At 41.2% G+C, this 23,992-nt stretch carries 21 protein-coding genes; 7 read left to right on the top strand and 14 right to left on the bottom strand.

The features are described from left to right. Positions 1-336: 336 nt before the first annotated feature. Positions 337-789, bottom strand: coding sequence for an rRNA maturation RNase YbeY (ybeY, locus tag VK664_RS05005; protein WP_461397519.1), 453 nt, complete (start codon positions 787-789; stop codon positions 337-339). A gap of 54 nt (positions 790-843) precedes the next feature. On the opposite strand from ybeY, the gene VK664_RS05000 reads away from it, so the two are divergent. The 4 genes from VK664_RS05000 to VK664_RS04985 all read left to right on the top strand — a co-directional run bounded on the left by VK664_RS05000 (position 844) and on the right by VK664_RS04985 (position 3,942). Next, positions 844-1,071 carry a FeoA family protein gene (locus VK664_RS05000; RefSeq protein ID WP_461397518.1) on the top strand — a complete coding sequence of 76 codons (228 nt, stop codon included), beginning with the start codon at positions 844-846 and terminating at the stop codon, positions 1,069-1,071. Positions 1,072-1,116: 45 nt separating this feature from the next. Next, the gene (gene nadD, locus VK664_RS04995) at positions 1,117-1,686 is read left to right on the top strand and encodes a nicotinate (nicotinamide) nucleotide adenylyltransferase (RefSeq protein WP_461397517.1); all 570 of its coding nucleotides are present in this window, start codon (positions 1,117-1,119) and stop codon (positions 1,684-1,686) included. A 76-nt stretch (positions 1,687-1,762) separates the two neighbouring features. Continuing rightward, on the top strand, positions 1,763-2,659 hold the full coding sequence (locus tag VK664_RS04990; protein ID WP_461397516.1) for a serine hydrolase: 897 nt from the start codon (positions 1,763-1,765) through the stop codon (positions 2,657-2,659). Between the two features lie 17 nt (positions 2,660-2,676). Further along, on the top strand, positions 2,677-3,942 hold the full coding sequence (locus VK664_RS04985; protein ID WP_461397515.1) for a chromate transporter: 1,266 nt from the start codon (positions 2,677-2,679) through the stop codon (positions 3,940-3,942). Positions 3,943-4,005: 63 nt separating this feature from the next. Here the strand turns inward: VK664_RS04985 and VK664_RS04980 are convergent, their stop codons facing one another. From VK664_RS04980 to VK664_RS04960, 5 genes are all read right to left on the bottom strand, one after another. Beyond that, positions 4,006-4,509, bottom strand: a complete 504-nt coding sequence (locus VK664_RS04980; RefSeq protein ID WP_461397514.1) for a GIN domain-containing protein — start codon at positions 4,507-4,509, stop codon at positions 4,006-4,008. Positions 4,510-4,583: 74 nt separating this feature from the next. Beyond that, complete coding sequence (locus VK664_RS04975; RefSeq protein WP_461397513.1) at positions 4,584-5,414, bottom strand: hypothetical protein; 831 nt, start codon at positions 5,412-5,414, stop codon at positions 4,584-4,586. Between the two features lie 444 nt (positions 5,415-5,858). Beyond that, the gene (locus VK664_RS04970; RefSeq protein WP_461397512.1) at positions 5,859-6,491 is read right to left on the bottom strand and encodes a response regulator; all 633 of its coding nucleotides are present in this window, start codon (positions 6,489-6,491) and stop codon (positions 5,859-5,861) included. A gap of 44 nt (positions 6,492-6,535) precedes the next feature. Continuing rightward, the gene (locus tag VK664_RS04965; RefSeq protein WP_461397511.1) at positions 6,536-7,540 is read right to left on the bottom strand and encodes an ATP-binding protein; all 1,005 of its coding nucleotides are present in this window, start codon (positions 7,538-7,540) and stop codon (positions 6,536-6,538) included. Positions 7,541-7,557: 17 nt separating this feature from the next. Further along, positions 7,558-9,606 (bottom strand): ligand-binding sensor domain-containing protein, encoded by a 2,049-nt coding sequence (locus tag VK664_RS04960; RefSeq protein WP_461397510.1) that lies wholly within the window; start codon positions 9,604-9,606, stop codon positions 7,558-7,560. Between the two features lie 339 nt (positions 9,607-9,945). Between VK664_RS04960 and VK664_RS04955 the strand changes: the two genes are divergently transcribed. Continuing rightward, on the top strand, positions 9,946-10,452 hold the full coding sequence (locus VK664_RS04955) for a GIN domain-containing protein (protein WP_461397509.1): 507 nt from the start codon (positions 9,946-9,948) through the stop codon (positions 10,450-10,452). A 301-nt stretch (positions 10,453-10,753) separates the two neighbouring features. Here VK664_RS04955 and VK664_RS04950 read toward each other — a convergent pair whose 3' ends face one another. The 4 genes from VK664_RS04950 to VK664_RS04935 form a co-directional block, all read right to left on the bottom strand. Further along, positions 10,754-12,610, bottom strand: a complete 1,857-nt coding sequence (locus VK664_RS04950) for an ATP-dependent DNA helicase (protein WP_461397508.1) — start codon at positions 12,608-12,610, stop codon at positions 10,754-10,756. Positions 12,611-12,640: 30 nt separating this feature from the next. Further along, a complete protein-coding gene (gene recQ, locus VK664_RS04945) occupies positions 12,641-14,872 on the bottom strand; it encodes a DNA helicase RecQ (RefSeq protein WP_461397507.1) in 2,232 nt (743 codons plus the stop codon). A gap of 94 nt (positions 14,873-14,966) precedes the next feature. Then, positions 14,967-16,175 (bottom strand): DEAD/DEAH box helicase, encoded by a 1,209-nt coding sequence (locus tag VK664_RS04940; protein ID WP_461397506.1) that lies wholly within the window; start codon positions 16,173-16,175, stop codon positions 14,967-14,969. A 232-nt stretch (positions 16,176-16,407) separates the two neighbouring features. Continuing rightward, positions 16,408-16,791: a hypothetical protein gene (locus VK664_RS04935; RefSeq protein WP_461397505.1), complete on the bottom strand. Its 384-nt coding sequence runs from the start codon at positions 16,789-16,791 to the stop codon at positions 16,408-16,410. 32 nt (positions 16,792-16,823) lie between these two features. Here VK664_RS04935 and VK664_RS04930 point away from each other — a divergent pair, with 32 nt between their 5' ends. After that, entirely contained in the window at positions 16,824-16,976 is a 153-nt protein-coding gene (locus VK664_RS04930; protein ID WP_461397504.1) for a hypothetical protein, read from the top strand. 83 nt (positions 16,977-17,059) lie between these two features. Here VK664_RS04930 and VK664_RS04925 read toward each other — a convergent pair whose 3' ends face one another. Both VK664_RS04925 and VK664_RS04920 read right to left on the bottom strand, forming a co-directional pair. Next, positions 17,060-17,212, bottom strand: a complete 153-nt coding sequence (locus VK664_RS04925) for a hypothetical protein (RefSeq protein ID WP_461397503.1) — start codon at positions 17,210-17,212, stop codon at positions 17,060-17,062. Between the two features lie 10 nt (positions 17,213-17,222). Beyond that, on the bottom strand, positions 17,223-20,075 hold the full coding sequence (locus tag VK664_RS04920) for a DEAD/DEAH box helicase (RefSeq protein WP_461397502.1): 2,853 nt from the start codon (positions 20,073-20,075) through the stop codon (positions 17,223-17,225). Positions 20,076-20,539: 464 nt separating this feature from the next. Here VK664_RS04920 and VK664_RS04915 point away from each other — a divergent pair, with 464 nt between their 5' ends. Continuing rightward, the gene (locus VK664_RS04915; RefSeq protein WP_461397501.1) at positions 20,540-20,803 is read left to right on the top strand and encodes a hypothetical protein; all 264 of its coding nucleotides are present in this window, start codon (positions 20,540-20,542) and stop codon (positions 20,801-20,803) included. 128 nt (positions 20,804-20,931) lie between these two features. On the opposite strand, the gene VK664_RS04910 is transcribed toward VK664_RS04915, so the two are convergent. Continuing rightward, entirely contained in the window at positions 20,932-21,480 is a 549-nt protein-coding gene (locus tag VK664_RS04910; RefSeq protein WP_461397500.1) for an HPP family protein, read from the bottom strand. Between the two features lie 122 nt (positions 21,481-21,602). Continuing rightward, positions 21,603-23,900: a DUF7133 domain-containing protein gene (locus VK664_RS04905; RefSeq protein ID WP_461397499.1), complete on the bottom strand. Its 2,298-nt coding sequence runs from the start codon at positions 23,898-23,900 to the stop codon at positions 21,603-21,605. Between the last annotated feature and the right edge of the window lie 92 nt (positions 23,901-23,992).

Here is a 23,992-nt window from a genome sequence, read left to right as displayed (position 1 = left end):
CTAACAAAGCTGATCAGGGCAAAAAAGCCGATCGGAGACAAGAACCACTCCCAGCATGAGCAAAGGTATTAACCACGGGACACAGCCGCAAAAAGGCACAATCCCGCTCCCAACGGTGCGAAGAAGCGACCAAAAACTGTTGCATAATAATGCTGGTAAACAAAGAAAGCAAACCAGCACTTCGTGCAATGGTCGGATTTACTGAAGCTGATCAGAGCAAAAAAGCCGATTGGAGACAAGAACAAAGAACGGCATGAGCAATCCCGCCAAATGCGGAACGGGACACAGCCGCAAAAAGGCACAATCCCGCTCCCAACGGAGCGAAGAAGCGATGTTTCACGTGGAACATTTTTCAAAAAGTGCAAGATATCGGTCTTCCGCTTTCCGCATTAGAGCCGCTGAATTGGCGGACTTGTCCTTATACCCGCATAGATGCAGCGCTCCGTGAAAAATAACTCTAAGCAATTCGTGCTGAATAGTGACCCCAATAGTTTTTGCATTCTCCCGAACACGGTCAATGCTGATATATATCTCCCCGACCACAGCCGAACCCTTACCAGAACCAAGATCAAATGTTATGATATCTGTATAGAAATCATGCTTAAGATACTGCTGGTTTATATCAAGGAGATAGTCATCACTACAAAACACGTAGGTAAGTGACTCAAATTGAGTTTTTTCCTTAATAGCAAGCCGTTTTAATAGTTCCCGGATTTGGGTACGCTGTGACAAACGGAAGGGTACCTGGAAATGAAAGGAGACGACAGGCACAGTTATATCTTTGGGCATTTCCAAAATTCGTAAAGTTGTTTCAACAGACAAAGCTACATTTGTCCATCTAGCATGAAAAAGAGACTATCAGACATCAGATCAGGGATTTCGGCGCGGATAATATCCTTTGAAGACAACGACTTATTTCTGAAATTGATGGAAATGGGCTGTGTTCCCGGTGAAATAGTGAAAGTTGAACAGGTGGCTCCGCTTGGGGATCCAATCTCGATCACAGTGGCAGGATATAATTTGAGCCTTCGCTTGAATGAAGCCGATAATATTTTTGTGGAGGTGCTTTGATTACTAAGGCTACAATCAAAATGAAAATAGGGTTATACTTCCAAAATGAAAATAGGGTTATACTTCGGATCCTTCAATCCGATACATCATGGACATCTTATAATAGCCACGCATGTTGTTCAAAATACTAACCTGGACCAGGTTTGGTTTGTAGTGTCCCCCCAAAATCCACTGAAAACTTCTGTAGGATTGTTAAATGAATACCACCGTCTCCACCTGGTTCACCTGGCAATTGAGGGAATGGATGGTTTAAGAATCTCTGATATTGAATTTCATCTTCCAAGGCCTTCGTTCACAATCGACACACTCACTTATTTAAGCGAAAAATATCCCCAACATCTATTTTCAGTTCTCATGGGAAGCGACAGCTATCAAAATCTACCTAAATGGAAAAACCATGAGCAGATACTTTCAAATTATGAGCTCTATGTCTACCTGCGGCCAAAATACGAAATGCCGAATCCTCTGCCTCCCGGAATACAGGTAGTCAAAGCTCCTTTACTCGAGATTTCAGCTACGCATATCCGACACAACCTGATGAATCATAAGTCAATCAGGTACCTTGTTCCGGATAAAGTATTAGAAGAAATAGATCGGAACAGGTACTACCAATAAGCCTGCTATTTCGTAATGTATTGATAATCAATAGAATGTGTTATATTTGAGTTCTTTAAATACCCGATTTCGCAACATGACCCGTATTTCGGCAATTAGTTTCCTGATTATTACTGTTATGTTTGCGACCCCTGTACTTGCCCAGGAAAGGGTCGATAAAAAACTTGAAGCAAAAATCAAAAGCCTTACAGCAGGTTTTGAAGGTGATATCGGAATTTTTATAAAATGCCTCAGAACCGGCAAAACAGCTGCTTTGAATGCAGATACTATATTTCCGACTGCAAGTATGATCAAGATCCCAATCCTGGTGGGGATTATGGACAAGATTCAAAAAGGAGAACTAACTTATCATCAACCTTTGATTTACCGGGACTCACTGTTATATGCCGGCGAAGATGTGCTTGGTTCATTTAAGCAGGATGAAAAGATTGAATTAGGACGAGTTATAATGTTGATGTTAACCCTGAGTGATAATACTGCGAGTCTTTGGTTGCAAAGCCTGGCAGGTACAGGGAAGCGTATAAATGAAATGATGGACAGCCTCGGTTTAAAATATACAAGGGTAAATTCGAGAACTCCCGGAAGAGAAAGTAACCGGACAATTTATGGATGGGGGCAGACATCGCCCCGGGAAATGGTAATACTGATGGAAAAGATTTATAACGGTGAAGTGATAAACAAGAATATTTCTGACAAGATGTTGAGATTGCTTGGTAGAAATTTTAATGATGATCATGCAATCAACGCTATTCCACCTTCTATATTTGTGGCTTCGAAAAATGGCGAAGTGGATCAGTCCCGTAGTGAAACCTTATTGGTGATGGCACCACATGGCCCATATATCTTTTCGATCATTACAAAAAATCAGGTAGATCGGAGCTGGGATCCGAAAAATGCCGGATGGGTATTGGCTTCAAAGCTTTCCGCATTATTATGGAATTATTTTGAGCCAAATTTGAACAGGGGAAAATAATAAATAATTAAACTTAATTGACTTTACTTCGTCATATTCCTTTTTTAAAGGCAGTGTTCCTGCACAGCATCACAGCATTCGGTGGTCCGCAAGGCCATTTCGGAATGATGATGAAAACATTTGTGCAACAACGAAGAGATATAACCGAAAAAGAATTGATGGAATACAATGCATTCTGCCAATTGCTGCCAGGTGCGTCATCTACCCAGGTGCTTACGCTGGTTGGATACAAAAGAGGTGGATTTATTCTTGGAACACTTACTTTGCTAATCTGGATATTTCCGGCTTGTCTGTTGATGGGTGCATTTTCATTTCTGCTGAAATACATGGACCAGGAAAATATCCGGGACGGAATTTTCAAATTCATACAGCCTATGGCCGTTGGATTCCTGGCTTATGCAGCATCTATATCACTGAAGTTTGCGGTACATAATACTATTACAAAAGTTATTCTTTTTGTAAGTATAATTACAACCTTCCTGCTTTTCAAAACGCCCTGGATCTTCCCTGGACTGATCGTGCTGGGAGGATTCGTTACCAATCTAAGTGATAAGAGAATTCCCCAGGCACCTGATAGTCCAAAGAAAATCAAGTGGGGTAATATCTGGATGTTTGGAATTGTTTTTTTACTGGCAGGGATCTTCTCGGAAGTCGCCAGGAAAAATGATTGGCAGTCTCGAAACCAGTTTAACTTATTTGAAAACACTTATCGTTTTGGCAGTCTTGTATTCGGCGGCGGACAAGTGCTGATTCCCATGATGTATGAACAGTATGTAGCCAGGCCACAATCCAAAAGAGTCCAGGAAAAAAATGAAGGTAATTCTCAACAAGCAATCAATATTCCAAGAGATGAGTTTTATACGGGGGCAGGTGTAGTCCGCGCAATACCCGGCCCTGTATTTTCAATTGCATCATTTACAGGTGGGATGGCCCTGAGAGACCAGGGCACGGCCTGGCAGATTGCCGGGTGCATCATCGCATCTATTGCGATCTTTATGCCCAGTGCTTTGCTTGTAATATTTTTTTTCCCGATCTGGAACAACCTCAAAAAATATGCTGTTGTATTCCGGGCGCTTGAAGGTATTAATGCGGTAGTGGTTGGGATCATGATTGCCTCAACGCTCTATATGATGAAAGATATTTCACTGACAGAATTCAAAACAGTGAGTGTTCTGAACATCGGGGTTATACTTGGGACCTGGATGCTGTTAAGTGTTAAAAAAATCCCTTCTCCATTTATCGTTTTACTTTGTCTTCTACTGGGATGGTTGTTTCGGCACTGATAATATCTCATACATCTTGCTTTGAAAACAATGTCAGATTTTCAACTTTGGTATACGATCAGGTTATAACCCAAATAAAAAATTCGGAAATATCAAATCGGAATCAGACAAACGTTTGCCAACTGATTTCTCTGAATCATAACCTTTTGCATTCATCTCTTCCGTTACCATTTTTTCCTCAATAACGGGATCATTGTTTTTAATAAAATTCCATTCAGACCGACAGGAATCAGAAACATTACCCGAATAACTTAAGGCAACCAGGATTGCCATGGTAATATCCCCATGTTTCACATTCAGATTCTTCCTGAACCTGATTTTTAAAGTTCCATTTTCAACAACAGTTTCCAGTTCGCTGATGATATTATCTTCCCCGGTGATATTTAATGAAGTTGTTGAAGATTCTACAATCAAAACATCAAAGCTGCCATTGGACTCGAGGCCTGAAAAATTTCCGATATTTCTTTGTTCCGTAATAGAGTTGCCTGAACCCGAAATTCTTTTTTTACAGGACGAAATTCCGGATATGAAAATTGAGAGGAATAAAAAAGTTGAGAAGAATTTCATGCTGAGGAATTTGATTAAAAGGAACACCTTACGGGGTATCCCTTTCTGGTTGATTAGGGTTAATTAACTAAATGCTATTTGTAGGTAAATGTCAGTGTCTTTGTTACTGGTCCTTTTCCTGCCTCTGTTGTTTTTTCAACACAGGTCAAAGGATAGCCATATTCATCATAGGTAAAAGTTCTTTCAACGGTTTCCTGGACAGCTCCTTTGTCATCGTAAGCAACTTCCTTAAGGATGTTAGAAGGATTCAATTCCTGGAAAAATCCATAACTGAAATCGGCAAGGTGTTTAAGGGGATTGATTTTTGCATCATATCTTTCATAAACGCGGCGACCAGCATATTCCATCCGGTTTGTGAACGGATTTAGCAAATTTGTTGTGATGGTTCTGATACTTTTGTCATTGTTATAACTGTATTTTGACTCCTGGACTCGTTTGTATGAGATGCCTTCCTGGCCATCCTCCAATGGAAACGGCCCAAATAATCCATAATCAGTCAGGTTGCCGTTTTCATAAAAGTAGCTACCCATTGTGATTATTTGTCCTTTTGAGTCTTGCGTTTCTGTTCTTTCAAGTTTATCGTTTTCATACCTGTAATTTATACGAAGACCATCCTGTGTATATATATTCGCGATCCTTTTGTTGTCGCCATAGAATATTTCGAGGGTCTGAACATCGCTGCCGGCGTCTTCTTCGGCAAGGTTGATTTTACTGAGCTTTCCTTCTGTGTTGTAAAAAAACTCAATAAAATTTTGAGGATCCTGGTAAAGCTTTACGATTTTTTTTTCGGGAATGGTACCTTTACCGGGTCCATCATTGTCCTTGTCTTTTTTGCAGGAAGAAAGCGCAACGATTCCAACGAATAGGGTAAAAAATAATTTTCCGGAGAAAAGCCTTGGTGGCATAATAAACGATTTAGGATTTGTTTAATGATTAATGGTACGCAGCAAAAGTATGATGGATATCTGCGGACCGCAATCGCATAAAGATGTGAAAGGCCTTAGTGACCATTACATTCTTATCACATAAATCCACCGTGTCTGGAGTTTATGCCATAGTGCAAACTTAAAAAACCGGGATGGCCCGGTTTAATATTGATTGATAAGAGATGACAGGTGATGTTAACCGGCTGGTAATATTAATTCCGGCACAACTGTTCCAATAAGCGATTGCAACACGATGCCTGAACTAAAGAAATGTTATGATTGGATCACTGTGAATGAGATCTGTGAACCATTGTGTGATACAAATAAATCATAGCCGCAAATGATGAATTCAATAAATAGAACGAAGATTTCAATCCAAACTGATTTTGTTTAAACCAGGTTCAAACCAGGTTCAAGCCAGCTTCAAACCAGCCTGTCTTTAAAGGCTTTTGCTACTGCTTCGCTTTTGGAATTCACATGCAGTTTTTCGTAGATCTTCTTAATATGTGACCTTACGGTGTCGATGGAAATATACATCTCGGAAGCAATCATTTTATAGCTATAGCCATTAACAAGCAATTGCAGTACTTCTTTCTCGCGTTCCGATAAATGATAGTCATCTCCGGATGGAGTGTTTGCTTCGGAGAACATTTTCAAAACCTGGGTTGCAATTGATGAGCTCATCGGAGCCCCGCCCAAATGCGCCTCCTGTATATATTCAAGTAACTTTGCGGGGGGCGTCTTTTTTAAAAGGTATCCATTGGCACCATTGCGTATTGCATCAAAAACATTTTTGTTATCGTCAAAAACTGTCAGCATCAATACTTTTACATCTGCATTTTTTTGCCTGATTAATTTCAACCCGTCAATCCCATTGGTTCCCGGCATGTCGATATCCATCAATACAACATCCGGTTGCAAAGCTTCAACTTCAGCCATCACATTATTACAGTTCTTAAAAGCCGCGACCACTTCAAAGCCATCGGATCCGTTCAGGAGCATTGATAAACCTTCACGTAATTGGGGGTTATCTTCATACAAAACAATTTTTATCATAACCGGGGTTTAATTATTAAAGATAGCATTTGAAAAATCATCTTTTAGTTCACCGGCGCATCCAGGGTAATCACTGTGCCCTTATTCAACCCCGATCTGATATCCAGCTTTCCGCGCAGACTTTGAGCCCTTTTTTTCATATTTATAAGACCGTTACCACCATCGGCCACCGCATTGTCGAATCCTATTCCTTCGTCTTTGATTGTCATTATTAACGAAGTCTTCAAAACCCGGATATCAACGTCTGCCCATTTGGATTTTGAATATTTAGCCAGGTTGTTTACTGCTTCTTTAAATAGGAGAAATAAATCGCGCCTTGCTTCCATATCCAGTTTAAGATCATGAACAGCTTCATCAACTTTAAAACTATACTCTATATTCTTTGCCTCGAAGACTCCAGTGGCAAATTCACGCATCCTTGCCACCACCTTCTGCATGCTATCGTTCATGGGATTTATACTCCATACAATATCGTCCATCGCTTCCATCATCCGGCTGCTGTTATCGCTGATCTTATCAATATATTCTTTGGTCTTACCAGTGTCGCAGTTCACTTTCATTTTTGCCATCTCACTCAGGATGTTGATGGTACTGAGTGTGGATCCCATATCGTCATGCAAATCGCGGGCTATCCTTCTTCTCACTTTTTCCATATCGAGTAAACGGTTAACCTTAATCCGGTGTACAAGGTAAACAAGACCAGCAACACACAATGCCATAAGCAACATGAACCACCAGGTGTTCCAGAATGGAGGGCGGATATGAATTTTTAAATGAGTTACCCCTTTGGATCGTATCCCGTCCCCATTTTCACACCAAACCTTGAATGTGTAACTTCCCGGAGGCAGCTGGGTATAGTTTGCCAGTAACAGTCTGTCAGTACGGTAAGTTTCCTTATCAATACCTTCAAGTTTATAATAATAAACGATCTTATCTTTCTGTAAAAAACTGAGGGCGGCAAATTCTATGGTAATTGAATTCTGCTTATAATCCAGTTCCACCTGGCTGAGACCGAGAATTGAATCCGGGGACAGGTAATTATTAAACAACTTAAAATCAGTGATGCTTACATCGGGTGGGGTCTGGCTACTGACAATCCTATCAGGGTCAAATGCAACAAAATCGTGATATTTCCAAAAAGCATCGAACCCGATGGCAGCCTGAGGCTGGCTCCTATCTGGAAGTTGTCATAAAAAATACCATCCCGCTGAGAATATGCTGTAAAAATATTGTTTGGAATATTGTAACGGCAAAGACCAGTAAGCAGGCTGATCCATAAAGAGCCTTTTTGATCATACTCAACGCTATTGACTGTATTTGAAGGAAGCCCATCGTCTGATGAAACCTGCCTTATAGCACCGGTATTTACATTTAAGAAATTTATTGCGCCTGAAGCAATGATAAGCGTGCTGTCGTTGTACGGCACTATGTCTGTGACTACATTGGAATAAAGCGATTTCCCTTTGCCCGATTGGGTTGAATATATAGCAACCGTTTTTCCGGTCGCGGGATCAATTTTATAAAGCCCGTATTCATGGGTAGCCGCCCAGATGAAACCCTGTTTGTCTTCATACAATTTATAAATCAGCGTTTCCAGGTTTGCAACAGGCACCAGTTCTTTCTCAAGATTATTAATATTTCCTGTACGACTGTTCCACTTTGCAAGGTGACCGTACTGTGAGCCAAACCAGATGTTGCCATTTTTATCACCTATAATCTGGCGGATTGTTTTGTCCTCGAATATGGGCGGGTTAAAAAATAAATTCTTTTTGGTTGTAAGATCATGAACCATGATACGCCCCGACTGGCAGCCAATCCAGACTTTGTTTGCCGGCTGTTGTTCTAACAGATCCCATTGCAGGAGGAAATTGCCATCACCGTTTGGGACAGCAGCGTTAATATTATTTTTCGTTTGCCAAAAATTTTGATCATAACTGATGAGCCCCGTACCCCAGGTACTTACGAACAATTGTTTGTCGGCAGTTTCCAGGAAATTTGTTATGGATATGTCCGCTGCCTTGCCTTTGACCTGTGCTTTAACAGTATTAAATGATTGTTCATTAGGGTTAACAGCATAAACACCCTGGTCAGTTCCCAGCCAAAGATTATGTTCTTTATCCTCGTACATTGAAAAAACATAATCGTATTTTATTCCATAATCCTCAAGATGTTCGTTCCTGATAAAATTGAAACGGTGAAGTTTAGAATCATAAGAAAACAAATACATCCGTCCAAATGCCCATAAGCCACCGGAACTATGTTGGGCAAATCCACGCATCTCCCGGTAAACTTCGGGACCGAACTTAAGGCCTGTCGTATCACTGGTAAAAGTTTTACTGGTCAGATCATAACAGTTGTTATTCTCTTGTTTTTTTGCTGTATTCCATGTCGTGATCCAAAGACGGTTACTCTGATCAATAAACAACAGGTTAATGGCATCGTTTTCTGAAAAAGCATTCAGAATCGGAATGTTATGGGGATTCTTATGCCGGTTGTAAACGGTATGTTTCCTGGTGTCGTATAACGCGAGTCCTGAATCGCATCCCAGCCAATAATCATTGGTAGCCGGATCTTCGATTATTGTCATTATCGACCATTTGTCAGGAGCGCTCACATGTGGACCGTTTTGCTTTGCGAATGTATTTGAAACAGAGTCGTACGCAAGCAGACCAAATTTTGAGATCAACAGGAACACCTGCCCTTCGGAGTTTTGCCACAGTTTATAGGTTGCCCTGGGATTCACCTGTTTCCCGGGCGTTATGCCAGCACGTTTAAAACGGAAAGTCGCGGGATCAAATATGCCAACTTCCTTGCCGCTTCTGACCCAGATGTTACCTTTTTTATCTTCAAACATCTGCGATATACTTACCGGTGGCAGGTATTCATCTGAACCGGGAGGAGGTGTAAACCGGATAATCTTTCTTCCATCATAGCGTTGAAGGCCGTTCGCAGTTCCAAACCACATAAAGCCTTTTTTATCCTGGAATATGGTATAGACAAAGTTTGAAGCCAGGCCTTCCCTCGAAGACAGCCGGTTAAACACGTATTGCCTGGGCTGGGCCGGTAATCGGAGTGCCAGCAAAAGGAGTAAGATGATATGCAGAACGTATCTCAAAACAGTAAAGTAGTAGTTTCCAAAATTAATCTTCCCGATGATTAATTAATCAGGTCAGCATCAGAATCACCCATATATGTGATACAAAAAAAGCTTTTTCCCTGCCTTCGCTTTCACAGTGTCTGTATGGATTGTCAATTTCCATGGATGAAAGCAACAAAAAGTGAAGAATGGCTTTTCATGACATATCAACTTATCTGGAAGGCTTTAATTAGTCAATGCTTTTTTCACATTCATATGCTATTGTATACCCCTGTAACAAATCTGACATTTGAGGCGTCAAACAAACAGTAACACAAACAAACACAAACAAACAGTAACACACAAACCTTATCAATCATGAAAAAGCAATTCTTACTGATCGCTTCCTTTTTAGTAATCGCGATCTCATCATTTGCCACTGGCAAACCATCTGTAGGTAAATCATCACGCAACTGGTCAGTTGATCAGCCATTCGGTTCTATTTCAGCAAAAGGAAATATCGAAGTAGTACTTGTTCCAGATGATTCCAAAACAATCAGCATTGAAGGCACTGACAAATATGTTAATGCCATGAATCTTGAAGTCGACAATGGCGTACTGAAAATTACAGGTTTAAAAGGATCCGCAAAAAACAGGGCAATTGTATATGTACCTGTACGTGATATCAACAAGGTAACATTAAGAGGCGGCGCAGACCTGAGTTCGAAAGGAAGACTGAAAAGTAAACAACTTTTTATACGCATCGAAGGTGTGTCCAAAGTAAATGTTAAGAACATCGGAGAAATAGTTATTGACAGCGATGATCTGCACCAGTTCTACTACGAAAAAGCAGAGCGCTCAATAATCCGTATTGAAAAAGCATAATTTGATTTAGTATCCCTACCCTTGAACATTGCTCTTTAACCTTACAATGAAAGTGTACCCTAAAAAGAATACCCCTGGAAACATTCCGTAGAGTTTAATAAAAACAAACCCAAGCGTTGAAGCAGTAATCATGTGCCTTTAAAAAATGCGCTAATCAAACACCTTGATCATTAAACCTTCTTAAAACAACAGGCAGGATTTATCTCAGAAAAGCTTAGTCAAAAAGGTAAGGCGTGGATTGACGAAATGTAGATGCAGAAACAGTGCGTATGGTGCCGGGCGGGAATAACCGGCACCTTTTTTAATTTTGCGAAACCTGTTTATTGTCGATTGATCTCACCATTTCCCTGCTGTGTTCAAGCAAACTTATTTTTTTTCGGAACACAGTTTCCAACACTTCAAGTTCTTTACAATACCTCGCTGTTTTTTTATTTTTTTGCAACCTGGCCCGGTGCACAATCAACGGTTTCAAAATATTTTCTTCGATTGTCTGAGCAAAATACTGCGATGCGGAATTTACCCTGTCACTTAATGGAGTAATTTCGCCTGACTGGCGAAAGGCTGTTATAAGTGTGCTCAATTGTTTTGCAAACTTGCGGGCAACATCCTGCAAATGATGCGCCTCTCCAACCATCTTGTTAGCCAGCTCAAGACTGTTTAATTTCTCCGGATGTTTGCGGGGTTTTGTCGCCTTCAGGTGAAAAAGACTTGCCTCTATCAATTTATGACAATCGAAATACCTATGGAGCATATTGATACCCTGTATGGATTGTTCAGACTGAAAATTAGTGGCAAGCTTTTCTTCATCGGCTTCCATTGCTGAAAAAGCTATAACCTGGTGATCGGTTTTTATAGCTGAGGGATGAACCAGCGAGTGCAATACTACTCCTTCAAGTGTTGTGCATCTGCTTAAAGCGACATATACCTGGCCGGGGGCAAAAGCGTTACCAACATCAATGATCGCTTTTTCAAATGTTAAGCCCTGGCTTTTATGGATAGTGATTGCCCAGGCAAGCCTTACCGGGTATTGTGTAAACGTACCCAACTCTTCTTCTTCGATGTCCCCCTTTTCGTTATTATAGTTATAACGGATATTTTTCCAGGTCTCTTTTTCCAATTCCATTTTTATAGCGCTGTCTGCTAATTCAACAACTATTTTTTCCTGCGTGATATGTGTAACGACAGCGAGCTTGCCGTTAAAATAGCGTTTCAGTTCACCCGTTTCATTTTTTACAAACATTACCTGCGCTCCCTTCCTCAATGAAAGATTATGGTCCGTTGGAAAACTTTTATCAGGGAATTCACCAGCAATAGTTGCTTCGAATGTATAGGATGGATCGGTAAGTTGTTGAAGTGCGGATTGATTTATTGAATCTGCTTTATGATTATGGGTTGTTAATGTGATATATCTTTTTGAATCGCTCGACTGGATTTTTGGATCGTATAAACCATTTAACAATGCAAAATCGTTAGCAATCATCTGGTTGTTCCTGATGCGGTTTAGAACATCTATGAAGTGTTGGTCACTTTGGCGATAAATCTTCTTTAGTTCGATATACACTGGCGGATCCTGTCTCATGATATTGGAATGGAAAAAGAATGGACTTTCATAGTGATTCTTCAATATCTGCCATTGATCATCGGGAACCACTGGTGGTAATTGAAACAGATCTCCTATCAATAAGACCTGCACGCCGCCGAAAGGCTGGTGAAGGTTTTTTCTGAACTGCCGTAAAATGATATCAATCGCATCCAGCATGTCTGCCCGAACCATGGAAATCTCATCGATAATCAGCAACTCCATTTCTTCCAGGATCTTTCTTTTTGAAGCAAAGAATCTTATATTTCTGAACAGGGAATGCTGATCGGTAATTCCGGATTCGTGATTGCTTACAGAGTTTTGTGTGGTTGGTATAAAAGGTCCGAATGGAAGTTGAAAAAATGAATGAAGAGTTACCCCACCTGCGTTGATCGCAGCCACACCGGTTGGCGCGGCAACTACTGTTTGTTTCAGTGTAGTTTCGCGGATATATTTCAGGAAGGTAGTTTTTCCTGTTCCTGCCTTTCCAGTCAGGAAGACTGGTCTGTTGGTATGATTGACAAAGTTTGCAGCCAGCTGAAATAGTATGTTGTCAGGGTCGCTCTTAAACTGATTCATCAACCCAAAAATAAATAAAAGCTTGCTGGATCAGACTTCTATATTATTTTCCTTCATCCATTGCCAGTAATTTAACACTACACGGATCTCGGCAAACGAATAATCATCTCCAAGCTTTTCTTTAATGGGCATAGCAGTGGTTCCCCCGATTTCTTTTACCGCTTCCAGTATAGTGCTGATCTTTTGTTTTGGCAACAAACTATGTGCATCCAGCATTCCCACCCGGACAAAATGCGCCAGGTGTCCCTCAATCGTGCTTTGCACTAATTGACGTTGGACAGAGATCTCTTCCACGGTTTTGCCTTCGTTGAATAACCCAAGTGTAATCATTTTGGTATCGCCAGTCCGCTCGTGTTTTCGCCGCAGTGTTTTATTGCTGCCGGTGCTATCCCTTTTCTCTTTATTTTTCTTAATAAGATCAAGAAAGTGAGGACCATATTTCCTGAGCTTTACTTCACTGAAGCCCTGGATAGCCGCCATTCCTGCCAGGGTTCCAGGCATTAGGGTGGCTAGTTCCAGCAGCGTTGAATCCGCAAAAATATTATGTGGCGGTATGTTCTCTGTCGAAGCAAGGTATTGCCTGGCAGACTTAAACAATCGGAAAAGTTCGCCGCCATCCTCATCGCTACCCGAGGAAGCTTCTGCTTGTTTACCAGTAGGCTCAAACAATTCAACCTGAGAATGTCCACGCAGAACGGGCCAGCTATTGTTGTTTAGTTTCAATACGGGATACTCGCCGGTAGTCTGCGTCAGCAAACCCATATCAACAACCTGCCGGATAAAAGTTTTCCATTCTTCTTTGCTGTGTTCCTGGCCGATAGCAAAAGTCTTTATTAAATGATGTTCATCTTTCACCGATTTACTACCCCGCAAAAAATCAATAATATAATTCGCCCCAAACCGCTCACCCAGGCGACTTACTGCACTCAATAATTTCTGTACAGTTACGGTGGCATTGAACTTTTTGTATTCACTTAAACAACTGTCGCAGGAGCCGCAATGATTAACTGTTTTTTCTCCAAAATAATTGAGAAGATATTTACGCCTGCATTCACGGCTTTCGCAAAAAGAAGCCATCTGATCAAGCTTCTTCAACATGATACGTGACTGCTCCTCATTTCCTTCGACTGTTGCGAATCGTTTCAGTTTGAAAACATCGCCCGCGCTGTAAAAGAGAATCGCATCACTTTGCAAACCATCCCTACCCGCACGTCCTGTCTCCTGGTAATAACCTTCGATGTTTTTAGGTAAGTCGGCATGGATTACAAACCTTACATTGCTTTTGTTAATCCCCATCCCAAAAGCAATGGTAGCAACCATTATCCTCAGTTCGTCTTTCAGAAACTGCTCCTGCCTTTCTTCCCTTGTTCTTCTGTCCAGACCGGCATGATAAGCCGCCGCAGCGAAACCTGCCTTTTGAAGATCTGCAGCCAGCGTTTCCGTTGAAGCCCTTGAAAGGCAATAAATAATGCCGCTTATGTCTTTCCTTTTTACAAGATATTCAATCAACTGATCGTAGTAATCACGTTTAGGCCAGATATAATAATAGATATTAGGCCTGTTAAAAGAAGTTTCGAAAAGCCTGAAGTTTTTAAGCGCAAGTTTTTCGATAATATCCCGACGGGTGAGATTGTCTGCGGTTGCTGTAAGTGCAATGAGGGGAACAGAAGGATATTTTTGTTTTAGTTGGCCCAAAAAAAGATATTCAGGTCTGAAGTCGTGCCCCCATTGGCTGATACAATGCGCCTCATCAATTGCAAACAAACTGATCTGGAGCCGGCTGAGGGAGACAATAAAATTTGAATCTCCAAATAGCCGTTCAGGAGCAATGTATAAAAGCTTTATTGAGCCGCTCCACAACTGGGTGAGTATCTCTGATTGTTCCGATGTACTTTGGCTGGAATTGAGATAAGCAGCCTGGATTCCATTTTGCTTCAAACCATCTACCTGGTCCTTCATCAATGCAATCAACGGGGAAATAACGATAGCTGTTCCGGGTAATGCCAGGGCTGGAAGCTGGTAACAAATTGATTTACCCCCACCGGTAGGCATCAGTACGACCGCATCCTTTTTGGAAATAATATGACGGATAATTGATTCCTGGTGCTGACGAAATTCACGGTAACCAAAATAGCGCTCAAGCATTTGGGTTAGAGCATCCATCGTGGGAGGCGCAGGTGCCACTATACTGTTTTCTGCATTTGGGTACCCGGCAACAGAATTACTATCAGGCTTTATAGTATGATCGGATGGTGATTTCATAATGATTGGATAAAGTTATCTGCATCCATTATGACTAACCTGGCATTAAATGGCTATTAAAGAAGAAAATGTCCTTTGGAAGAGCGTTTAATCATCATTGTTTCTTGTGAAAATGTGGCTTGTACCTTCCTTTGTGACGTGATCCCTTGCCTGGAGCATAACCAGGTACAGGACCGAAACTTTCAGGTATTTTACCTTTAGTTACGGCAGTACCAAGAAGGTTTTCAATGACAGCAAATTTATTCTGCTCTTTCTCACTGATAAATGTGTAAGCTGTACCATCGGTCTCAGCCCTCGCAGTTCTGCCTATACGATGTATATAATCTTCGCCATCGTTTGGTACATCGTAATTGATTACAAGATCAATATTGTCGATATCAATTCCACGTGAGATAATATCTGTGGCAACTAAAATCTTCAGATTACGACTTCTGAAATCTAACATCACCTGCTCGCGCGCAGCCTGCGTAAGATCGGAATGTATTTCTTCGATGTTGAATTTCGCCCTCTTAAGTTCGCGGCTCAATTGCTTAACTGCCTGTTTCTTGGAACAGAATATAAGCACCGATTGATTTACCCGGTCACGCAGAAGATAGGTAATTAAAGGGATTTTTTGCGCCTCATAAACAACAAACGCTTCCTGGACAATTTTTGCCGGTGGCTTGGAAATAGCAATATTGATCTCTTCGGGCTGATGTAAAATTTTTCGTGCAAGATCCCTGATCTTTTCAGGCATAGTTGCCGAGAAAAGGAGATTCTGACGCTTCGCGGGCATGAACGAAATAATCTTCATGATATCATCATAAAAACCCATGTCCAGCATTCTGTCTGCTTCATCAAGAATCAGGTATCTCAGGTCCTTCAGTTTTACATAACCCATGTTGAGATGGCTGATCATTCGTCCGGGGGTACAGATCACGATATCTGCACCGCGTGACAATGCCTGCTTTTCTGTTGTAAAACTGGAACCGTCTCCGCCTCCGTAAACAGCAATTGAGCTGATGTTGGTAAAATAGGAAAGTCCTTCCAGGTTCTGGGCAATCTGAACCGCCAGCTCCCGGGTTGGAACAATTACTAACGCATTAATATGATCAGCAGAATGATGAGCATTTAACAGCATATTTATGATGGGAAGCAGATAGGCAGCGGTTTTACCGGTGCCGGTCTGGGCAGATGCTATGAGATCTTTTCCTGCAAGAATCAGGGGGATTACTCTCTCCTGAACAGGTGTCGCGTTTTCATAACCGGTTGCTTCAATCCCTTCAACGAGGGATTCGTGCAAGCCAAATTCTTTAAAATTCAAAGTGGGAAATAATTAATTGACTATTTAAACAGGTCTTGGTAAAGATAATGCAAAGCAGGATTGTGAAAATGTTAACTGTGGAGTTTGTAAGAATTTTTGGGAAAGACCTCCATGGAAAGGAATTGATTTTTGCAGCCCACCGATAGGTAGCCGCAAAAATCAATTAAAACGAATATTGTAAAGAGCTGATGCCGGGTAATAAGTTGGTTCCGGATTGTTATCAGTATTTGTATTATGCGTCGTGGTCGATTGCCTCCTTAGGCTCTTCTACAGGCTCTTCTGATGGTGTTTGCTCAACTTTTGGATTTGTGTTCTTTATACTAAGTTGAAACTTTGTATTCAGGCTGACTTCGTAATTCGCTGTGGCGAACAGCGTTTTTACAGCATTGTCCTGAATCATAACTGCAGCCAGGTCAACTGCAAGAGGTGATGTGCTGATCACATTAGCCACACGTCCATTGTTAAATTCAATTGTAAATTTGTAACCTGCTTTTCTTCCACTGCCTGCTCTTTCAAAATCGATTCGGTTAAGCGCAAGTGTTTGATCGGTTGCCGCTGCCTTCTTCATCAGTATCTTAATAATAGGCAGGTATTTGAGCCAAATATGAGTGTACATAAGTCTTGTTTTAATCTTGAAATTGTACAGGAGTGAAAAAACATTCTAGCAGTTTCGGAGCCCTGTATACAGGCAAGGAGTACAAAGATGCGAATAAAATACCCGAAAAACTAAAAATCGGGGTGGAAATTAGGAATCCAGGCCGATTTAACGCCGATTTCGGAGGAATTGCCGGACCCGTCTAATGGGAATCGCTTAGATGAACGCACATATGACAACCGATCATAATAATGGCTGAGCATAATGCTCCTGGGCATCATTTCGACATTCAGCCCTGTACTTTTCCATCGGTCTCAACAAAATTGAAACCGGCAAATTCTGCGAGCTGGTTTACAGTAACATTTTTTTCCAGTCCCAGTTTTGCCGGGCAGGGCTGTCCTGTGTAGTAAACATGGTTTGCCCCGATTTGACGACCAATCAAAACCATCTCTTTAGCTAAACAAAAACATAATATCATCTTCTGATAAAGACTTCACAAAACCTTCTTCTTCACCAACCAGGTCATCAGCAAGCTGCTTTTTTCTTTGTTGTAGCTGAATGATTTTTTCTTCGATTGTGTTCCTGCAAATCATCTTGTAAGCAAATACATTTTTCGTTTGCCCGATTCGATGCGTTCTGTCTATTGCCTGTTGTTGTACTGCAGTATTCCACCAGGGGTCGAAAAGAAATACATAATCAGCGGCGGTAAGATTCAAACCAGCGTTACCGGCTTTAAGGCTGATGAGAAAAACATTCGTTTTGTCTTCCGGATCCTGGAAAGCGCTTACCATCTCCGCTCTTTTTTGTGGTGGAGTCTGACCATCAAAATGAAAATATGTAATACCTTTTTTTGAGCATTCTTCAGCAAGCAAATCAAGCATAGTAGTAAATTGGGAAAACACGAGGGCTTTGTGTTTGCCAAGGTTGTAAGTAAGCTCATCCATCAGCATGGAAGTCTTAATTGAATCAGCACAGGTTTGCTCATCTGCTGGTAACAATAACGGGGAGTTACAAATTTGCCTTAGCTTCAATATTCCCTGGAGAAGGGCAAGTTTATTTTTTTGCAATCCTTCTTTTTTAATATTCAGGAAAAGACTGCTGCTGATCCTATCCCGAATACTTTCATAATTTTCTTTTTGTGCTGAGCTCATCTCACACCACATAATGATTTCTGTTTTCACCGGAAGATCAGGCGCCACCTGCTCTTTGGTTCTCCTCAGGATAAAAGGAGCAGTAAGTTTCTGTAACCCTGTGATTTTTTCTGCTTGCTTGTCGCGGTCGATCGGGTCTGCGAACTCCCTTTTAAAATATTCCTTACTACCAAAGATCCCGGGTAAAAGAAAGTCTAGTTGCGCATATAAATCAAATGTATTATTCATTACCGGGGTTCCGCTTAATGCGATCCTGGTTTCTGATGATAAATGATTTACAATTTTTGTTATCTGGGCAGCCGGATTTTTAATATTGTGACTTTCATCCAGAATAAGTGTCTGGAAATGCATCGAAGAAAAAATTTCGAAGTCTGATCTGACCGTTCCATAGCTTGTAATTATGATATGATGACATGGATCAGATAAACTGGATTCGAGCCTGGAAGCTCCATGATAAATATGACAGTTAAGATGCGGCGCAAATTTTTCGACTTCCTGTTTCCAGTTGAAAAGAAGTGAGCTTGGACAAACAATAAGATGCCTTGAGGAAGGATTCGCTAATATTTTTGAGCTGATAAAACAGATGGTCTGCAGTGTTTTTCCAAGTCCCATGTCATCTGCAAGGCAAGCTCCTGCACCTGCTTCTGCCAGCAGCATCATCCACTCAAAGCCTTTCTTTTGATAAGGCCTTAGTGTTGCTTTGATCTGTGGATCTACAGGATAAACAGTTATGTCCTGTTGTTGCCATAATTTCCATTTAACCAGCCAATCTGTTTTGATAACAGTTTGCAGTTCGGCGCTTTCATCGTTGCTAAAAGCAAGCCATCTCGGCACACTGATTTCCTTGTCTGAGATTTTGCCAAGTTTTATCAGCGCTGCAAACTTAGCCAGCCATGGTTCTGATAAAACACCAAGGGAACCGTCTTTCAGCAATACCGCCCTTTGACCGGACAATAACATTTTCTGCATTTCAATCAACTGAACTTCTTCCTTGCCAAATGAAATTTTTAATTGGAGAATTGCTGTATGACCCTCTTCCTTAATAAATTTTGTGGTTGTTTCTATCTGGTGGGGAGAATAACGGAAATGTTTTAGCATGTCCATGCCCGTTACTTCGATATTTGCGCCGAGTAATTTATGATATGCTTTCGGGAACCATTGATTTTTTTGAGCTTCAGCAAATCCCAGGTAGTAATATCCATTCATTTGCCTGGAAAAGCCAGGATGAAGCGATTCAAGAAATACGCGAAATTCATCCTCTTTCTGCTTGTTACGGTGAATAACATATTCCACCGAATTACGATTAAGCTTAACAGTTTCCTGCCACTTATCCTCCATCACAAATCCATCATAGATCCATTGTGGAGTAAGCATCAAAAAAGAATTGCTGATTTCGCTTAACATCACCCTGTTTACAGGCAACACCTCCACTGCTTTTGCTTCGAGTAATCCGTTTCTTTCAACCAGGTAATCCAGTTCGAGAGGGGTTAATAATTCTTCGATAAAAATGTCCTGGTTTTGTTCAAGCTTTCTGGTACCAATTGTATTTAACCAGTTAAGTGTTTGTGTGTCTTTATTGCTCAGTAAAAAATATTCATTGTTACTTTCAAGAATGAACTCATATCGTTTGAACATTGCGACTTCATAATGATCGCCATTTATACTAAGCCTTGTGCGAAGCGATAATTTGTCTTTACTCCCATAAAGGTCGAATTGCAGGGTAGGTCTGAACTTGCTGATGGTGCAGGGGGCGGTAATGAAACGCACGTTATCTACTGGTGTTTTATGATACCATTGTAAAGTATGAGCGAATGGTTTTATCCTTTGGAAAAGATCGAGTAAATGACGCGTAATACTCGAGGAATAATAATCAGAAAAAGGTATGCCGGCTTTTTGTTTGCTGAACTTCTTTTTTATCGAATCCCTGGTAAAATTTATTCCCTCTTTGCTGAACCAAATCAATAGTTCTTTGAATCCTTTTTCAATCTCCGGGAAATGTTGCTTGATTTCCGTACTGGTCAGTTCTTTATTTGTAAAAGGTGATTTTGGAGCTGAACGGTCAATCACCAGGATTTCAAGAACCTGGTGATCCTGGAACATCCTGTAAGGAGACAAAAGTAAAACCGCCTTCGAATTCTTTTTAACTTCTGCCATATTCGCCGCCTTTCCTGCTTTAAAAATGAGGCGGCAATTTAAGTCAAAAAAGATTGTTTTAAATCTAAAATCTGAAGGCCTTTGTTATGGCTTTGGGTATCATTGTTTCGGGGATTTATGTGTAGATAGGAGACATGGGTAAATAGTTTAACGCAGCCAAATGGGTTAGCGATTGGGTAAATTTCTGTACAGGATGAAATCTGCATTGTCATTACTTGCGTGGAGTTCTTCTATCTCAAGGTGTTATGTGAAGCTATTAGCCATTTTTCAAAGAAACGTTACATAATGCCTGGACGAATTTGTGGATACCACTCAGCTACTCTTATCATGATACTGTCATGATATCTGAATTACTATCCTGATATCTGAGCTACTATCTTATATTTTGCAAATTCTTTCAGATACCCGGTTGGCACGTTTGTTGAAAATAGATAGTTATTATTTTTCATCTAAATGTGGATATTATGATTAGCAGAACAGAAAAAGTAAGAACGGAAAAGTTTGATATAGTGCTTGAAGGAAAAGCGGTTGCAATAAAAGCATCAAGATATCAAACACATAACAATGAAATAAGATTTCGGGTGAGCATAAACGATAGCCCGGTTTATATCTTCGCTTACGACGAAGAATTAAACAAGGCTGTAGCCATCGATCAAAGTTCAGCCGTAGCAGCGATATCACCTAACATTGAAGAAGTGATTGGAACAAGATTAGCAGCAGCAGCATAGGAACACACGGGACGGTTTATACATTTTAAAGGCGGATTTATTCCGCCTTTAAAATTTCACTAAGTCGCATGTTTTCTTTCTCTAATGAAGTGACAATAAAATACGCCGGGGGTTAAAGATTGAAGAAACTATTTCCGGTAAGGATAATTTCTATGCGAAGGAATATTGTTCACCATAAGTGCGATCAAAAGCAGAATGAACGAACCTGAAAATACCGGGGATAGCGCATACATATAACCAAGCGCCTTAATTTTCTCACTACCGATATTGGCAATAAGTGCTGTTGCACCGCCAGGCGGATGCATTGTTTTTGTTATTTGCATTAATACTATTGATAATGAAACTGCAAGTGAACTGGCCAACCACAACTGTCCGGGAATTAATTTACTAACAGTTACGCCGACAAGAGCGGATATCAGGTGTCCAAAAATCAGGTTCCGGGGTTGGGCAAGTGGACTATTGGTAGCGCCAAACACTAAAACGGCGGAGGCTCCAAAAGAGCCAATCAGGAAAACACTATCTGTTTCTGCCACCCGGTTTTGTTGAAAATAGCCGATTATGCCGATGCCCAGGAATGCCCCGATGAAGGTCCAGAGGTGATCGATTGGTTCCACTATTGTTTGTCGGTAAATAACGTAACGAGCAATCCTGTAGGTTCTTTTTATTTTCCGTCTCACGCTCGCTTAAGATATTTTTTGATAAGGTTCATCGGGCAATTTGGTTGAGCTTGTTATTTAGTTGAGTTTGCTATCCAGATGCGATTCAATGTTGTCCTAATCAGCTTGATTCAACGATATGGTTATTTAATACCTTTTAGTTCTTCCATGGTAAAAGGTTTCTGACGATCCTTATATTGTTTCCTGATTTTCTGAACATCAGTTGGGTTTACATTTGGCGCTTTATTGCCCCATGCATTTCTGATAAAGCTGAGCAACTGGGCGATGTCTTCGTCATTAAATTCATCGCTACCTCCGATGCCCGGCATATCACCGTTTATCTCAGGTGCTTTATATAATTTGCCGTTAACATCTACCGGTCCGGTAAGTCCATATAATACAATCCGGCTCAGGTGATCCGGGTTGCCCGTAACCCAGTTGGAACGGTTTAATGGTGGTGCAAGTGACTGAATTCCTTCACCATCATTTCCATGGCAGGTCTTGCATATAGTTGTAAATACTTTACCTCCTTTTGGATACAGTTTCATCAGCGCATCAGTTTTTCCGGCATTTTGTTTGTTTACCATATCCTTTCGAACTTTCGCAAGGCGCTTATAAACGATCAAACCTGTATCATTATTTTTAACAAGTATGTTATTTAATGCATCCTCCCGATTTTCCATAGTACTGATAATCGCATCAGCGATATATATGCTGGAAGGATATTGTTTCACTAAACGTTCCTGCATCTGCTGAACTCCTGCGGGATCAAATCGCTGGATCTTACCCAGTAGCAAAGCAAGCCAGGTTGCATTTGTAGAGTCCGCTGTAAACTGTTGAAGCGCCTTGAAAATACTTTTTTGATTTGAGCCTGAAATGATGGAAGGGATCGTTGCCATCGCCTGGGTACGTAGAACAGGATTGTTTTGGTTCAACAAGGGTTCTATATCTGATGACTGCAATGCACCAAGACCTTCGAGGGTCCAAAGCGAATGCATAACACCAAGGGGCTGATCGGTTCGACGGATTCCCTGTCGCAATAATGGAATTATCTGTGATGATTTATTATCGACCAGTAGCTGTTGTGCAAGGTCCCTTACAGTCCCGTTCGGATGATTTAAATATGCAACCAACTGAACAGGATCATCACCAGTGATAACTGGTACCGGCTTTGAATTTGCAGGTACTATCCGATAGATTCGCCCACAGTTTAATGGCAAAGTTAACCTGCGACTTTTAATTTCATTTTTAAGATAAGGTGTCAGGTATGTCTTATGTTGAATAATACCACGATACATATCCAGCACATACATTGCACCATCGAGACCCGTATACAAATTGACCGGTCTGAATCTTTCATCTGTGCTGGCAAGAAATTCATGATCCTTATAAGCCTGATTGCCCTTTACTGACAGACCACTGTCATTAATAATATTTCTTTTGATGAGATTAGCAGAAGGCTCTGCTACAAAGCCGTTACCCAGATAACTGCTTTCAAACAAATCGCCACGATAAATCAGTGGTCCGCAGGCTGCAGTAAAGGTTACGAGTCGCAGGCTGTCGTTCAAAGTGCCTTTCATATATCCGCGGTTTACACCAGTAGTTGCCCTGGCAGGATAAACCCGGTTGTCGCGGATAATTTTCTCATTAAAGCCTGAAACTCTTTGCTGATGCAGATTACCTGCCCCCAGGCCGGGACTGAAATAATCACCCAAAAAGTTTTCCGAATTATTATTGTAAAAAAGACGGCCCTGGTTGTCCTGTGTTATCCCCCACTGACCCCGAAAATGTGTTCGTTCAATAAGCCAGTTGTTGCCTTTTTTGCGATAACGCTTATCAGATTTGGCATTGTAAATCCAGTTGTCCATTGCCCTCAACAAACCATTTGGCTGATGCTCCACATTTCCTCCCTCGGCATATTTATCGTCAACCAATGTCTTTCGGACTGGTTTGTCATCCTCGATCTCCACGTACCATAATTTTGGTGGCTCAGCGATCAGGATGCCGTTTTCGACCAGGCATATGCTTCTTGGTAATACAAGAGAATCCATGAACACCTTCCTGGAATCTAATCTTCCATCTTTATTGGTGTCTTCAAGAATTACAATCTTGCCATCCATTGCAGATTCCCCGGTGCCGAGAGTATCCGGCATATAACCGGTCATTTCAACCACCCACATCCTGCCTTTTTTATCGAAGGTCATAGCTACCGGCGCCACTACCAGCGGCTCAGAGGCCACCAGCTCAATCTTCAGGCCTGGATCGATCTCCATTTTGCTAATCGCTGCTTCCGCATCTAATACGGGGGATTCTTTATATTGTTCCCTGATAGCGGCTGTGTCTGTTTTGCTTGTTTTGTTGCCAGCTGGCGCTGGTTCGTTTGTACAGGCGATAAGAAAGAAAAAAAGCCCTATCCATCCTGAAATCCTGCCGTAGCCCATTAATAAATTATTGATTCGTTAGCAATTTTCAAATTTAGTTAATCCATTCGCATCAACCACAGGCTGAAAGTTAATATCGGATTAACCCTGTG

This window comes from Flavitalea sp. (assembly GCF_035489435.1).
Taxonomy (GTDB): domain Bacteria; phylum Bacteroidota; class Bacteroidia; order Chitinophagales; family Chitinophagaceae; genus DATHKG01.
Note: the sequence above shows the minus strand (reverse complement) of the source record. Positions and strands in the feature narration are given on the sequence as shown.

Coding starts and splice junctions, on each gene's coding strand:
- VK664_RS04905 (WP_461397499.1), bottom strand. CDS start 23,900: ATGGGCTACGGCAGGATTTCAGGATGGATAGGGCTTTTTTTCTTTCTT.
- VK664_RS04920 (WP_461397502.1), bottom strand. CDS start 20,075: ATGGCAGAAGTTAAAAAGAATTCGAAGGCGGTTTTACTTTTGTCTCCT.
- nadD (WP_461397517.1), top strand. CDS start 1,117: ATGAAAATAGGGTTATACTTCGGATCCTTCAATCCGATACATCATGGA.
- VK664_RS04970 (WP_461397512.1), bottom strand. CDS start 6,491: ATGATAAAAATTGTTTTGTATGAAGATAACCCCCAATTACGTGAAGGT.
- recQ (WP_461397507.1), bottom strand. CDS start 14,872: ATGAAATCACCATCCGATCATACTATAAAGCCTGATAGTAATTCTGTT.
- VK664_RS04980 (WP_461397514.1), bottom strand. CDS start 4,509: ATGAAATTCTTCTCAACTTTTTTATTCCTCTCAATTTTCATATCCGGA.
- VK664_RS04975 (WP_461397513.1), bottom strand. CDS start 5,414: ATGCCACCAAGGCTTTTCTCCGGAAAATTATTTTTTACCCTATTCGTT.
- VK664_RS04915 (WP_461397501.1), top strand. CDS start 20,540: ATGATTAGCAGAACAGAAAAAGTAAGAACGGAAAAGTTTGATATAGTG.
- VK664_RS04990 (WP_461397516.1), top strand. CDS start 1,763: ATGACCCGTATTTCGGCAATTAGTTTCCTGATTATTACTGTTATGTTT.
- ybeY (WP_461397519.1), bottom strand. CDS start 789: ATGCCCAAAGATATAACTGTGCCTGTCGTCTCCTTTCATTTCCAGGTA.
- VK664_RS04955 (WP_461397509.1), top strand. CDS start 9,946: ATGAAAAAGCAATTCTTACTGATCGCTTCCTTTTTAGTAATCGCGATC.
- VK664_RS04950 (WP_461397508.1), bottom strand. CDS start 12,610: ATGAATCAGTTTAAGAGCGACCCTGACAACATACTATTTCAGCTGGCT.
- VK664_RS05000 (WP_461397518.1), top strand. CDS start 844: ATGAAAAAGAGACTATCAGACATCAGATCAGGGATTTCGGCGCGGATA.
- VK664_RS04935 (WP_461397505.1), bottom strand. CDS start 16,791: ATGTACACTCATATTTGGCTCAAATACCTGCCTATTATTAAGATACTG.